The sequence below is a fragment of the Ornithinimicrobium sp. genome (assembly GCF_030537745.1).
GTDB lineage: Bacteria > Actinomycetota > Actinomycetes > Actinomycetales > Dermatophilaceae > Ornithinicoccus.
This window is the reverse complement of record NZ_JAUNVI010000015.1, coordinates 1-13,743: the sequence shown is the minus strand read 5'-3', so window position 1 is coordinate 13,743 and position 13,743 is coordinate 1. Positions and strand designations below refer to the sequence as shown.

Annotated in this window: 12 protein-coding genes; 9 read left to right on the top strand and 3 right to left on the bottom strand. The window is 68.0% G+C overall.

What is annotated here, in order from left to right:
* A partial coding sequence (locus Q4P07_RS05125; protein WP_303373858.1) for a DUF3052 family protein occupies positions 1-259 on the bottom strand: 259 nt, incomplete at its 3' end.
* A 196-nt stretch (positions 260-455) separates the two neighbouring features.
* Here Q4P07_RS05125 and aceE point away from each other — a divergent pair.
* Positions 456-3,215 carry a pyruvate dehydrogenase (acetyl-transferring), homodimeric type gene (gene aceE, locus Q4P07_RS05120; RefSeq protein ID WP_303373822.1) on the top strand — a complete coding sequence of 920 codons (2,760 nt, stop codon included), beginning with the start codon at positions 456-458 and terminating at the stop codon, positions 3,213-3,215.
* A 28-nt stretch (positions 3,216-3,243) separates the two neighbouring features.
* On the opposite strand, the gene Q4P07_RS05115 is transcribed toward aceE, so the two are convergent.
* Positions 3,244-4,266, bottom strand: a complete 1,023-nt coding sequence (locus tag Q4P07_RS05115; RefSeq protein WP_303373821.1) for a glycerophosphodiester phosphodiesterase — start codon at positions 4,264-4,266, stop codon at positions 3,244-3,246.
* A gap of 186 nt (positions 4,267-4,452) precedes the next feature.
* On the opposite strand from Q4P07_RS05115, the gene Q4P07_RS05110 reads away from it, so the two are divergent.
* From Q4P07_RS05110 to Q4P07_RS05080, 7 genes are all read left to right on the top strand, one after another.
* On the top strand, positions 4,453-5,649 hold the full coding sequence (locus tag Q4P07_RS05110; RefSeq protein WP_303373820.1) for a CdaR family transcriptional regulator: 1,197 nt from the start codon (positions 4,453-4,455) through the stop codon (positions 5,647-5,649).
* Positions 5,650-5,800: 151 nt separating this feature from the next.
* Entirely contained in the window at positions 5,801-6,979 is a 1,179-nt protein-coding gene (locus tag Q4P07_RS05105; protein ID WP_303373819.1) for an acyltransferase domain-containing protein, read from the top strand.
* A complete protein-coding gene (locus Q4P07_RS05100) occupies positions 6,976-8,013 on the top strand; it encodes a beta-ketoacyl-ACP synthase III (protein ID WP_303373818.1) in 1,038 nt (345 codons plus the stop codon). Before Q4P07_RS05105 ends, Q4P07_RS05100 begins: the two co-directional genes overlap by 4 nt.
* 91 nt (positions 8,014-8,104) lie before the next feature.
* On the top strand, positions 8,105-8,353 hold the full coding sequence (locus Q4P07_RS05095) for an acyl carrier protein (RefSeq protein WP_303373817.1): 249 nt from the start codon (positions 8,105-8,107) through the stop codon (positions 8,351-8,353).
* A 175-nt stretch (positions 8,354-8,528) separates the two neighbouring features.
* Entirely contained in the window at positions 8,529-9,788 is a 1,260-nt protein-coding gene (fabF, locus tag Q4P07_RS05090) for a beta-ketoacyl-ACP synthase II (RefSeq protein ID WP_303373816.1), read from the top strand.
* A gap of 56 nt (positions 9,789-9,844) precedes the next feature.
* Positions 9,845-11,248: an acyl-CoA carboxylase subunit beta gene (locus Q4P07_RS05085; protein ID WP_303373857.1), complete on the top strand. Its 1,404-nt coding sequence runs from the start codon at positions 9,845-9,847 to the stop codon at positions 11,246-11,248.
* Positions 11,249-11,275: 27 nt separating this feature from the next.
* A complete protein-coding gene (locus tag Q4P07_RS05080; RefSeq protein WP_303373815.1) occupies positions 11,276-12,376 on the top strand; it encodes a glycosyltransferase in 1,101 nt (366 codons plus the stop codon).
* 18 nt (positions 12,377-12,394) lie between these two features.
* Here the strand turns inward: Q4P07_RS05080 and Q4P07_RS05075 are convergent, their stop codons facing one another.
* A complete protein-coding gene (locus Q4P07_RS05075) occupies positions 12,395-12,898 on the bottom strand; it encodes a DUF3145 domain-containing protein (RefSeq protein ID WP_303373814.1) in 504 nt (167 codons plus the stop codon).
* 365 nt (positions 12,899-13,263) lie between these two features.
* Between Q4P07_RS05075 and Q4P07_RS05070 the strand changes: the two genes are divergently transcribed.
* On the top strand, positions 13,264-13,743 hold a 480-nt coding region (locus Q4P07_RS05070), incomplete at its 3' end, for a hypothetical protein (protein WP_303373813.1).

Here is a 13,743-nt window from a genome sequence, read left to right as displayed (position 1 = left end):
CGCGCTTGGTGCCGGGGGTGAGGAGCACGACGAAGCCGCCGTCCTCCATCGTGGTCAGGGCATCCATGAGGTCGTCGGCGAGGTCACCGTCGCCGTCGCGCCACCAAGCGAGGACGACATCGACCAGACCGTCATAACTCTCGTCCTCCAACGGTCCCTCGGTGAGCGCCTCGACCGCGGTGCGCACATCCTCTTCCACATCGTCGCTGTAGCCGTACTCGATGACGATCTGCCCGGGCTCAAGTCCCAAGCGCGACACCAAAGCGGCAAGCGGGCCTGCATCGGCCACGTCCACCCTGTCATTCCTCTCGCTAGTCATGGTGCCCCTACACAACCGGATCACCGCCGCCGTGTAAAGGCGGGGGTCCTTGCGGGTGGCTTCCGGGGCCAATTCGACGCCACGTCAGGAGAGCGTGACAGACTAACGCGACTACCACCTCGAAAGGACTTCCCTGATGGCAATGGAGCGTCCCGTTGGACCAATCCTCAACGGCCTGCCCAGTCAGGTTCCGGACATCGACCCGGACGAGACTCAGGAATGGCTGGACTCGCTGGACGGAGCGATCGAGGCCGGAGGTCGACGCCGCGCTCGATACCTCATGCTTCGGATGCTCGAACGGGCACGCGACTCCCAGGTGGGCATCCCTTCGCTGACCACGACCGACTACATCAACACGATCCCGCCCGAGCGCGAGCCGTGGTTCCCCGGCGACGAGGACATGGAGCGCCGCTACCGCGCGTGGATCCGCTGGAACGCCGCGGTGATGGTGCACCGTGCCCAGCACCCGGACATCTCGGTCGGTGGCCACATCTCCAGCTATGCCTCTATCTCGACCCTGTGGGAGGTGGGTTACAACCACTTCTGGCGCGGACGCGACCACGAGGGCGGCGGCGACCAGATCTTCTTCCAGGGGCACGCCTCCCCCGGGATCTATGCTCGGGCCTTCCTCGAGGGCCGCCTCAGCGAGGCCGACCTTGACGCCTTCCGGCAGGAGAAGAGCAAGGGCCTGCAGCCCGACATCACCGCGCTGCCTTCCTACCCGCACCCGCGCGGCATGCCGGAGTTCTGGCAGTTCCCGACGGTGTCGATGGGCCTGGGCCCGATGAACGCGATCTACCAGGCCTCCTTCAACAAGTACCTGCACAACCGGGGGATCAAGGACACCAGCCAGCAGCACGTCTGGGCTTTCCTCGGCGACGGCGAGATGGACGAGCCGGAGTCGCGCGGGCTGCTGCACGTCGCGGCCAACGACGAGCTCGACAACTTGACCTTCGTGGTCAACTGCAACCTGCAGCGGCTTGACGGCCCGGTGCGCGGCAACGGCAAGATCGTGCAGGAGCTGGAGAGCTTCTTCCGCGGCGCCGGCTGGAACGTCATCAAGGTCCTGTGGGGCCGTGGCTGGGACCCGCTGATCGCCCAAGACACCTCCGGTGCCCTCGTCAACCTGTTCAACACCACGCCCGACGGTGACTACCAGACCTTCCGCGCCAATGACGGCTCCTGGATCCGCGATCACTTCTTCGGCCGCGACCCGCGCACCAAGGAAATGGTCAAGGACTGGAGCGACGAGGACATCTGGTGGTCGCTCAAACGCGGCGGGCACGACTACCGCAAGGTGTATGCCGCCTACCTGGCGGCGATGAACCACACCGGTCAGCCGACCGTCATCCTCGCCAAGACCATCAAGGGCTACAGCCTGGGCAAGCACTTCGCGGGACGCAACGCGACGCACCAGATGAAGAAGATGACCATGGACGACCTCAAGGGCTTCCGTGACTCGCTGAAGATCCCCATCAGCGACGAGGAGCTGGAGAAGGACCTCTACAAGCCGCCCTTCTACAACCCTGGCCCGGAGGACGAGGCCATCCAGTACATGAAGGAGCGCCGCCGCCAACTCGGTGGGTACCTGCCGCGACGCGACCCGAAGAAGGCGCCGCTGATCAAGCTGCCGGACGAGAAGATCTACGACGTCGCTAAGCGCGGCTCCGGCAAGCAGAACGTCGCGACCACGATGGCCCTGGTCCGGATCTTCAAGGAGTGGATGCGCGACAAGGAGTTCGGCAAGCACCTCGTGCCGATCATCCCGGACGAGGCACGCACCTTCGGCATGGACGCGTTCTTCCCCACCGCGAAGATCTACAACGTTCACGGACAGAACTACACCTCCGTGGATGCGGATCTCATGCTCGCCTACAAGGAGTCCACCGACGGCCAAATCTGGCACGTAGGCATCAACGAGGCAGGCTCGGTCGCCGCCTTCACCGCCGCAGGCTCGTCGTACGACACCCATGAAGTCGCGATGGTGCCGTTCTACATCTTCTACTCGATGTTCGGCTTCCAGCGGACCGGTGACGGCATCTGGGCGGCGGCCGACCAGATGACGCGTGGCTTCCTGATCGGCGCGACCGCCGGCCGGACCACGCTGGCGGGAGAAGGACTGCAGCATGCCGACGGTCACTCGCCGCTGCTGGCCGCGACCAACCCAGCCTGCGTCGCCTACGACCCTGCCTACGCCTACGAGCTCGCGCACATCCTGCCCGACGCACTCCGTCGCATGTATGGGGAGGACGCGGAGAACATCTTCTACTACATCACCGTCTACAACGAGCCGATGCACCAGCCGGCCGAGCCGCAGGACGTCGATGTCGAGGGGATCCTCAAGGGCATGCACCTGGTTCACCGGGGCGAGTCCGACGGCGACGGTCCGCGCGTGCGCCTGCTTGCCTCCGGCGTCGGCGTGCCGTGGGCCTACGAAGCCGAGCAGCTGCTCCGCGAGGACTGGGGTGTGCGCGCCGACGTCTGGTCGGTGACCTCGTGGAACGAGCTACGACGCGAAGCGATGGCCTGCGACGAGGAAGCCTTCCTCCACCCGGAGAACGAGCGGCGCATCCCCTATGTGACCCGGCGCCTGTCCGAGGGTTCGGGTCCGGTCGTCGCGACCAGCGACTTCATGCGCCAGGTGCAGGACCAGATCGCCAACTGGGTCCCCGAGGACTACTACGCCCTCGGCGCCGACGGTTTCGGCTTCGCCGATACCCGGGCAGCAGCCCGGCGTTTCTTCCACATCGACGGGCCCTCGATGGCGGTCAAGGCACTGGAGATGCTGGCCGACCGCGGCGAGATCGACCCCCAGATCCCGATCCAGGCGGCACAGAAGTACCGCCTGCTCGACGTCAACGCGGGCACCTCAGGTAACGCGGGCGGCGCGTCCTGACCTGACGCACGATCCCGCTGACCAGGTGTCAGCGGGATCGTGCGGACCCGTCCCTGGCGGCGACACCGAGGTCGGCATGGTCGGTGAAGAAGCCGTCGACGCCCGCCATCAGGTAGGACTCGATCTCCTCGGTCAGCCGACCCCAGTTCGCAGCATCGCCCCCGAGGCGGTAGTCCGCCGGCAAAAAAACGTTCTCCGCCCGAAAAGTCCACGGGTGGACGACCAGACCAGCTGCGTGGGCGTCGGCGACCAGGCTCGTCGGATCTCCCAGCGTGCCGTCCGGCCGCCACGGGATGACCAACCTCTTATCCGGCCCGATGCCGTCAATGTCGGCCGCGAGTTTATGGAGCGAGGTGGCGGTGAGCAGATCGGCGTAGGTCCGATCATCCCCGGCCGCGACGAGGTCGGGCGGCGCACCCGACGTGGTGGCCAGCAGGATCAGCGGCACCTGAACGCCCAGATCATGGCGCAGCCGTAGCAGGCTGCCCAGCTCAAAGGACTGCAGGTAGACCGCGGCATCCGCGCGGTTGAGCCCGGCAGTCTCCAACGCGGCGACCAGGGGCTTCTCCAGCCCCAGGCCGAGGGACTCAAAGTGGGTCGCGTGCTTGGTCTCGGGGTAGACACCGACCTCGCGACCGAGCTCTTCAGACAGCCTGGCGCGAAGCGCGAAGATCTCCTCGAGAGTCGGCACCTGGTATCGGCCGTCAAAGACTCTGTTCTGCTGGCGCAGCCCGGGCAGACGCTCGATCGCGCGAAGGCTGCGGACCTCTTCAAGGGTGAAGTCCTCGGTGAACCAGCCGGTGACCTCCCGGCCGTCGATCGTCTTGCTCCGGCGCCGGCGAACAAACTCCGGGCGTTCGATGACGTCGGTGGTGCTCGAGATCTCGTTCTCGTGCCGGGCGACGAGGATACCGTCCGAAGTGGAGACGAGGTCCGGCTCGATGCAGTCTGCGCCCATCCGGGCAGCGAGCTCATAGGAAGCCAGCGTGTGCTCGGGCCGGTAGCCCGAGGCACCGCGGTGGCCGATGACGATCGGCTGCTGCGTCCACATCACGGTGTCCTTCCCTGGCCCCGAGGCGCTCGTGGGGTGCGCAGCGCGCCCGGTGATCGGTCAGGTCCAGCCTAGTCGTGGACATTGCCGGTCCCACCGAACGCACACCAGGTGCCCGCGCGTGCTGTCATCACCCGCCTGACCTGACGTGAACCAGTCCCAGCGCGCCTCGCATAGGCTGGCCGCGTGTGCACTCCTCCGGCTCCGAGCAGCGCCGCCACGGGTGGCGCGCCGGAGGGGCTGCGGCGGCGTGCCGGCGCGTTGGCCACGCGCGCGACTAAGCGGATGGAGACGGAGCACGGCTGGTATCGCACGCTGCTCCCGGACGAGCGATCCTGGGTCTCCCTGCTCGCGCAGGCCGGGATCAACGAGCTGCTGTCCTGGTATGTCGACGGGTCGCCCAGGGGTGCCGTGCCGGGGCAGATGTTCGCTGCGGCTCCCAAAAGTCTGGCTCAGACGATCTCGCTGCGGCATGCCCTTGATCTGACCCGGACCGCCATCGCGACGGTCGAGGATGCCGTGCCGGAACTCGTTGGCGAGCACGAGCAGGCGGCTCTGCGCGAGGCGGTGTTGCTCTACTCGAGGGAAGCGGCTTTCGCCGCCGCCGAGCTCTACGCCCGAGCGGCAGAGCGGCGGGGACGCTGGGACGCCAGACTCGAGTCGCTGGTCGTCCACGCGGTCGTGCGGGGCGAGGCGGACGACACGCTGGCCTCGCGCGCCGCTGAACTGGGCTGGGAGGACGTGACGGGGGTGGCGGTGGTCGTCGGCATGCTTCCCGAGGGCGAGTCCGGTCCCGCGCTGGCAGCGCTGCGCGAAGGAGCGCTGCGCCTCGGTCGAGAGGCACTCACCGCCGCTCAAGGTCCGCGACTGGTCTGCATCCTGGGAGACGCGCAGGACCCGTTGGAGGACGCCGCCCGGTTAACTGCCTACTTCGGAACCGGCCCGGTGGTGGTCGGACCGCGCGTGCCCCACCTGTTCGCCGCTGGTCGGAGCGCACGGGCGGCATTGTCCGGTTGCGACGCCGCCCGTGCGTGGGCGACCGCGCCACGTCCCGTCGCCGCTGATGAGCTGCTCGCCGAGCGTGCTCTGCTCGGCGAGCAGCCGGCCCGCCGGATGCTGGTCGACCGTGTCTACAAAGTCCTGCGCGATCATCCGTCCGCGCTGCTGGAGACAGCGCAGGCCTACCTCGACAATGGCACCGTGCTCGAGGCCACCGCTCGCGAGCTCTTCCTGCACCCCAACACGGTGCGCTACCGCCTGCGCCGCGTCGCCGACACCGTCGGGCTGGATCCCCACGTCCCCCGGGACGCCTGGGTCCTTCAGGTCGCGCTGGCCCTGGGCCGGATCGGCGACCACAACCGTTCGTGGCGGGACGCCCGCTGACGCCGGCAGGCACAAGGAGACCGTCGCAGTCTGGTCACTCTGGTCACTTGATCACCCAAAGTTGTAGGACACCTACAAAGACGAGTCCAGTTTCTCGTCGGAATCGCTGTCGTTGGCTGGAGGTTCCCCACGGCAGAGTGGAGGAGTGCTCGTGATTGTCGCGCCCGGACAGGGCTCCCAAACCGCTGGATTCCTGGCCCCCTGGCTTGAGCTTCCTGGATTCCGCGACCGTATGGAGTGGCTCGGCGCCGTGGCAGGCATGGACCTCGTCGCCCACGGCACTACCTCCCCGGCCGACACGATCAAGGACACTGCGGTGGCCCAGCCGTTGATCGTCGGGTCCGGTCTGGTTTGCCTCCTGTCGTTGTTCAGCCACCCGGTCGACGGCTTCCGGAGCGTGGGTGCAGCCGCTGGGCACTCTGTCGGCGAGATCACTGCGGCGTCGGCCGCCGGCGTCCTCAGCGCTGAGCAGGCGATGGTCTTCGTCCGCGAGCGGGGACGCGGGATGGCTGAGGCGTCGGCGCTGACACCGACCGGGATGAGTGCCGTCATCGGTGGCGACCCCGACGAGGTCCAGGCCGCTCTAGCCAAGCATGGACTGACGCCTGCCAACATGAATTGCGCCGGCCAGGTCGTCGCGGCCGGCACTATCGAGCAGCTCGCCGCCTTGGCCGCCGAACCACCGACCAAGACCCGTGTCATGCCCCTGCCCGTCGCGGGGGCCTTCCACACCCACCACATGCAACCCGCTGTCGATCGGCTGGCCGGCTACGCCCGCGCGATCTCGACCAAGGACCCGCGCCTACCGCTGGTCTCCAACGCCGACGGCACCGTCGTCCAGAACGGCCGTAAGGTCCTCTCCCGCTTGGTGAGCCAGGTCTCCAACCCCGTGCGGTGGGACCTGTCCATGGCGACGTTCGCCGACATGGGAGTGACCGGCCTGATCGAGATTCCTCCCGCTGGGACCCTGGTAGGGCTGGCCAAGCGAGCACTACCCGGCGTGGAGACCCTCGCTCTGAAGACGCCCGACCAGCTCGAGGCCGCACACCGAATGATCCGGGAGCACGGGAGCAGCTCCGCTGACGGCACGATGGAAGCGGCGTGGCTCGTCGTCGTCTCTCCGGTCAAGGGCACGGTCCAGCCCTGCGTCGGGCTCGACGACACCGTGGAGCCAGGCCAGCCGATTGCCACCATCTCTACCCTGCGCGAGCAGCACTCCGTCACCTCCCCGCACGGTGGCCGTGCCGTGGAGTGGCTCGTCGAGGCGGGCGATCCCGTCGCTCCCGGCCAGCCCCTGCTGCGCCTCTATCCCCAGGAGGACTCCCCATGACCGTCACCGGTCGCAAGCAGATCACCGTCTCGCCAGGCATGCGGCACGCCCGCATCCACGGCTTGGGCGGCTACCGCCCGGAGCGCGTGGTCACCAACGAGGAGATCTGCCAGTTCATCGACTCCTCCGACGAATGGATCCAGCAACGGTCCGGCATCGTGAGCCGCCGACGGGCGGCCGAGGACGAGACGGTGATCGACATGGCCGAGGCGGCTTCCCGGCAAGCCCTGGAGCGTGCGGGGATCAGCGCCGACCAGATCGGCGTCGTCATCATGGCGACGGTCTCGCACCCGTTCCAGACTCCCGCTGCCGCACCTGGGCTGGCGCACCGGCTCGGCATCCCCAACCCGGCTGCCTTCGACATCTCAGCGGCCTGCGCAGGCTATTGCCATGGCATCTCGTTGGCCAACGACATGGTCCGTGCGGGCACCGCCGACTACGTCCTGGTCATCGGCGTGGAGAAGCTGTCCGACTTCACCGACAAGCACGACCGAGGCTCGGCCTTCATCTTCGGTGATGGTGCTGGCGCGGCCGTCGTGGGCGTGTCGGACTATCCAGGCATCGGCCCCACGCTGTGGGGCAGCATGGGCGAGCAGGCCGAGGCCATCACCCAGCGCGAGTCCTGGACCGAGCTGCGACCGCAGATGGAAGACACCGGGCGCACCGACCCGATTGCCTGGCCCTCGTTCGTGATGCAGGGCCAGACCGTCTTCCGATGGGCCGTCTTCTCCATGGCCCCGGTCGCGGTCCAGACTGTCGAGGCAGCGGGGCTGACCCCCGACGACCTCGACGCCTTCGTCCCCCACCAGGCCAACATGCGCATCACCGACGCCATGATCAAGGCGCTCAAGCTCCCGCAGCACGTGCCCGTCGCTCGTGACATCGCCGAGACCGGCAACACCTCCGCGGCGTCCATCCCGCTGGCCATGTCCCGCATGCTCGACGAGGGCGAGGCGCCCCATGGCGGCATCGCGCTCCAGATCGGCTTCGGCGCCGGCCTGGTCTATGCCTCGCAGGTCGTCATCATGCCCTAGAGGCTTCGGCCTCCACCGCCTCCCGAGGCCCGGCGGGTGCAGCAGCACCGGGTCAGCCCACAGCCAGACCGCATACCCAAGGAGAAACACCATGGCACTGTCCGAGCAGGAGATCCTCAAAGGCCTCGCAGAGATCGTCAACGAGGAGACCGGCCTCGAGCCCGAGGAGGTCCAGATGGAGAAGTCCTTCACCGAAGACCTCGACATCGACTCCCTGTCCATGATGACCATCGTGGTCAACGCCGAGGACAAGTTCGGCGTGCGCATCCCCGACGAAGAGGTCAAGAACCTCACCCACGTCAAGGATGCCGTGAACTTCATCAACACCAACCAGGGCTGACTCACCGACCACCGCGGTCGGCGCGACCAGCGCAGCAGACGCTGTCCGCGCCGACCCGGTGATCCGGGTCGTCGGCCCACACCCACTCGCCCGAGACCAGCTCCACAAGCAATCCCCCGGACCACCACTGACTTCGCTTCGGCGCTCATCCACCCCTCCTAGAGGAGCCGTGCAGATGCCCACCCATACCAAGACCCCTCGCCGCGTCGTCGTGACCGGCCTCGGTGCCACCACCCCGGTCGGCGGCACCATCGAGCAGACCTGGGAGGCCATCCTGGCCGGTCGCTCCGGAGTGCGCCCCCTCACCCAGGACTGGGTCGCCGAGCACCAGTTGCCGGTCACCTTCGCGGGCCAGATCCACACCTCCCCCAGCGACGTGCTGGCCAAGGTTGAGGTTCGCCGCAACGACCCCTCCGGGCAGTTCGCCCTCATCGCCGCCCGGGAAGCCTGGGCGGACGCCGGCGCTCCAGAGATCGAGCCGGAGCGGCTTGGCGTGGCTATCGGCTCGGGCATCGGGGGCGTCTGGACCCTGCTCGACCAGTGGGAGACCTTGCGTACCCGTGGACCGCGCCGCGTCTTTCCACTGACCGTGCCCATGCTGATGCCCAACGGTCCCGCAGCCGCGGTCTCGCTCGACCTCACCGCCCGCGCGGGGGCGCACTGCCCGGTCAGCGCTTGTGCCTCCGGGGCCGAAGGGATGGGGCTCGCGCTCGACATGATCCGCTGGGGCCAGGCGGACATGATGGTCGCAGGCGGCACTGAGGCAGCCATCCACCCGCTGCCGATCGCGGCCTTCGCCGCCATGACTGCGCTGTCCAACCGCAACGACGAGCCGGAGCGGGCTTCTCGTCCGTATGACGTCAACCGGGACGGTTTCGTGATCGGCGAGGGCGCCGGCCTGATGGTCCTGGAGGCGGAGGAGCACGCGCTGGCCCGCGGAGCCCGGATCTATGCCGAGTTGGGCGGAGCAGGAATGAGCTCGGACGCCTACCACATCACGGCCGGCGAGCCGGACGGCGCCGGCGCGGCCAGGGCCATGGAGGCTGCGGTGGCCGACGGCTCGCTGAGCATGCGCGACATCATCCACATCAACGCCCATGCGACGTCCACCCCGGTGGGTGACCTCGCCGAGACTCGAGCCATCCACCGAGCCTTCGGCGAGCACACTGCTGACCTGGCGGTCACGGCGACCAAGTCGATGACCGGGCACCTACTCGGCGCGGCCGGCGCCCTCGAGGCCGTGCTGACCGCCCTGACGCTGTACCACCGCCAGATCCCGCCGACCATCAACCTGGAGGACCAGGACCCGCAGATCGATCTCGACGTCGTCACCGGGGGTCCGCGGGCACTGCCGGACGGCGACCTCGCCGCGGTCAACAACTCCTTCGGTTTCGGTGGCGTCAACGTGGCGCTCCTGCTCAAGAGCTATTCGTGAGCTCACGCACCCCCAGTGACGCCTCCGCGCAGGCATCCCAGGCGGTCGCCGCCCGGATCACCCTGCCGAAAGACCAGGATCCCCGCAACCCCCTGACCCGGATCCGGTCCTTCCTCGACGAGGGCAGCGAGCAGCTGCTCACGACAGAAGATGACTCTGGCGTCCTGGCGGCCACTGGGACGGTGTGTGGGTCCTCCGTCGTGGTGTTCTGCTGCGACGCGACCATTCAGGGCGGCGCCATGGGCGTAGCAGGATGCGCCGTGGTGCTGGCCGCCTACGAGCGCGCCATGGCGCAAGGGGTGCCGGTCGTCGGGCTGTGGCACTCCGGAGGAGCGCGCCTGGCCGAGGGGGTGGTGTCGCTGCATGCCGTCGGCGAGGTCTTCGCCGCCATGACACGAGCCTCTGGAGTCATCCCTCAACTGTCCATCGTCATCGGGGCCGCCGCCGGGGGCGCCGCCTACGGCCCCGCGCTGACCGACATCGTGATTCTGGGCCCCGACGGGCGGGTCTTCGTCACCGGCCCTGACGTGGTGCGGTCGGTCACCGGAGAGGCAGTCGATGCCCTGCGCCTCGGGGGCCCGGAGCCCCACGGGCGCCGCTCCGGCGTCGTGCACGTGGTCACCCAGACGACCGAAGACGCCTACGCCCGCGGTCGACTGCTGTGCCAACTGCTGGCCGACCAGGGCGATCTCGACCTGGCCAAGGTCAAGGACCGCGACCTCGCAGCGACCTTCCCGGAGTCGCCCAAACGCGCCTACGACGTGCACCCGTTGGTGGCAAACATCTTCGACGAGGCCGGTGTTGACGACGCGATCGAGCTGTTCCCCCGCTGGGCCCCCAACATCGTCACCTCTCTGGGCCGCCTCGGTGGCCGCACGGTCGGCGTGATCGCCAACAACCCCATGAGGCTGGGCGGCTGCCTCGACTCGACCTCCGCGGAGAAGGCGGCGCGGTTCGTGCGGATGTGCGACGCGTTCGGGGTGCCGCTGGTCGTCCTCGTGGACGTGCCCGGATATCTGCCCGGCGTCGGCCAGGAGTGGGATGGCGTCGTGCGCCGCGGCGCCAAGTTGCTGCACGCCTTTGCCGAGGCAGTGGTGCCGCGGGTGACCCTCGTGACGCGCAAGACCTACGGCGGTGCCTACATCGCGATGAACTCCCGCTCCCTGGGCGCCACCCGAGTCTTCGCTTGGCCGACGGCAGAGATCGCCGTGATGGGCCACGTTGCCGCGATCCGGATCCTGCATCGACGGCGTCTGGCAGAGGTGGAGGATGCGGACCGTTCCCGGGTCGAGCAGGAGCTTGCCGACGCGCACGCGCTCCAGACCGGTGGACTTCAGCGCGCGGTCGAGATCGGGGTGATCGACGAGGTGGTCCAGCCGGGAGCGACCCGCTCCGCGCTCGCCGCCGCGATCCTTGCCGCACCACCGCGACGTGGGCGTCACGGCAATATCCCGCTGTAATCAGTGGCCGGTAGGCTTCGCCACCATATGCATGTCCTGCGCGTCGCCAACTTCGTCAGCCCCACGTCCGGGGGGATCAAGACTGCGCTGCAAGCCTGGGGTGAGAATTATCAGGCACAGGGCCACCGGGCTTCCCTGATCATCCCTGGGCCCGGACCAGAGATCACCGAAGAGGCGCAGGGCATGGTCTTTCGCGTCCCCGCGACCCCGATCCCCGGCAAGGGCTACTCCCTGATGTGGTCCCGCGCCGGGATGGCGCAACTGATGGAGGCCATCGCCCCAGACGCGCTCGAGGTCTCCGACCGGTCGACCACCCGGTGGATGGGTCGTTGGGCCCGGCGTCGAGGGATCGGATCGGTGATGATCAGTCATGAGAACATGACCGGCATCATGGTGCGGCGCACCCCGGTGCCGGACGGACCTGCAGTGTGGGCGGCGGACCTCATCAACCGTCGCAGCGCTCACGACTATGACGCGATCGTGACCCCGAGCCAGTTCTCAGCGCAGGAGTTCTTTCGGCTCGGCGTCGACGCCGTCGTCGTCCCGCTTGGAGTCGACCTGGAGACCTTCGCCCCCGTCCGCGACCCGCAGGCTCATCGACCGCCCGCCCCCGATGAGCTCATCCGGCTCGTGCACTGTGGGCGGCTCTCCCCCGAGAAGCGCCCTCAGCAGTCGATCGAAACCGTCCGGGAGCTGGCCCGACGAGGACTCAACGTGCAGCTCACGGTCTTCGGCGACGGTCCCCTCCGAGACGAGTTGTTGCGAAGAGCCCAGAACCTGCCGGTGGTTTTCCACTCCTACATCACCGACCGCGCCGAGCTGGCCTCAAAGATGGGCGAGGCCGACGTCGCGATCGCGCCCGGCCCACTGGAGACCTTCGGGCTCGCGGCACTGGAAGTCCTCGCCTGTGGCGTGCCAACCGTCTGCAGCGACGAGGGAGCGCTGTTCGAGGTGGTCGGCGACGGTGGCTACATCGCACACTCGGACGCCGAATACGTCGACGGCGTGCTCGAACTGCTCCGCCGCCCCGACGCCCGAGTCCGGGCCCGGGCGCAGGCGGAGAAGTTCAGCTGGCACACCTCCGCGACACGCATGCTGGCAGTCCACGAGAGCCTGCGGCGGCGCTGAGCAGTAAGGGCGCCTACCTCAGCCGACCTTGTGCAGCCAGGTGGGCGGTGCCCCCTCGCCAGCGTGCCGGAACACCTCGAGCTCGCTGTCCCACTGGGCGCCCATGGCGCGGTCAATCTCGGCCGTGAGCGCCGCCGCATCGTGGGCATGCGTCTCCACGATCGAGCGCAGACGATCCTCGTTGACGACCACGTCCCCGTTAGCCGACAAGCGGGCCTGGTGAATACCCAGGCCTGGTATGTGGGTCCACCGCATACCGTCGCTTCCGCGGCTGGCTTCCTCGACGACCTCGTAACGCAGACCGTCCCAGCCGCGCATGGCGCTCGCCAGTAGTGCACCCGTCCCTGCCTCCCCGGTCCAAGAGAATTCAGTGCGCATGGACCCAGGAGATGCCGGCTGGGGCACCCAGTCCAGGCTCACTCGGGTGTCGAGCACGCCCTCCAGGCCCCACGCGATGTGCGGGCACAGCGCTATGGGGGTGGAATGAATGAACACCACCCCGCGGGTCATGACTCGTGGCATGACAACGGACATCCTGGCCTCCTGTGTGGTGAGGGACGTCTTCCCCAACGACCTCGACCCACCGGGACCCGTACAGTTGTGATCCTCATTGTGCTCTTTTGTCACTCCAGTATCAAGTGCCACGCCACACAGGCGCTCCACACCTCCGGGTCCCACGCCCCTCATTTGTCAGATGAGTCACAACACGCCGCAAAGACTTGGTCATTTCGTGATCAATCCGTAACCTGATTGAGGCGCGTTCTTGTCCCCCCGTGTTGTTCGCGTCCACCGCAAGGTCCCCAAGCAGTATGCCGAGTGCACCCAACCCGACACTGCTCCGTTCAAGAATCGAGGCTGTGGCGCCACGCCACGTCCCCGGAGGTCGTATGAAGTTTCATGGTAAGCACCGCGCCGCAGGCAACGCTCCACGCAACGGAGCCGCGGCCCTGATGATCGGCGGCCTGGTGGCCGGCACGGTCGCCACGGCTGGCGCAACGACACTGAAGGACAACAGCACCCCCGATGCCGTCGCCGGCATCATGAGCAGCGACCTCGCGACCGCGGCGCAGGAGCAGGACCGGCAAGCGGCAGGTGACCGGGCCGCCTCGGCCCCCTCCATGCACAGCGCCTCCCTCTCCGAGCTGCGTGATCAGGTCGCGGCCGATCGCAGCCAGGCGCGCAGCGCACCCGCAGACGCTGCCGACATCTCTACGGTCCTGGAGTCTTCGGCCTTCAGCGGTCGTGCCCTTGAGGTGCAGACCATGGAGGAGACGGTAGCCATCGCCGTCGAGCCGTCCACCGAGGAGGCCGCGCCGGCCGAGCAGCAGGCAGTTGCCCAACAGTCCGCGCCGGCCGAGCAGCAGGCA

What these genes read in the sequence shown, in the direction of transcription:
- Q4P07_RS05080 (WP_303373815.1), top strand. Translation starts at nt 11,276, where the DNA reads ATGCATGTCCTGCGCGTCGCCAACTTCGTCAGCCCCACGTCCGGGGGG.
- Q4P07_RS05075 (WP_303373814.1), bottom strand. Translation starts at nt 12,898, where the DNA reads ATGCCACGAGTCATGACCCGCGGGGTGGTGTTCATTCATTCCACCCCC.
- fabF (WP_303373816.1), top strand. Translation starts at nt 8,529, where the DNA reads ATGCCCACCCATACCAAGACCCCTCGCCGCGTCGTCGTGACCGGCCTC.
- Q4P07_RS05095 (WP_303373817.1), top strand. Translation starts at nt 8,105, where the DNA reads ATGGCACTGTCCGAGCAGGAGATCCTCAAAGGCCTCGCAGAGATCGTC.
- Q4P07_RS05115 (WP_303373821.1), bottom strand. Translation starts at nt 4,266, where the DNA reads ATGTGGACGCAGCAGCCGATCGTCATCGGCCACCGCGGTGCCTCGGGC.
- aceE (WP_303373822.1), top strand. Translation starts at nt 456, where the DNA reads ATGGCAATGGAGCGTCCCGTTGGACCAATCCTCAACGGCCTGCCCAGT.
- Q4P07_RS05100 (WP_303373818.1), top strand. Translation starts at nt 6,976, where the DNA reads ATGACCGTCACCGGTCGCAAGCAGATCACCGTCTCGCCAGGCATGCGG.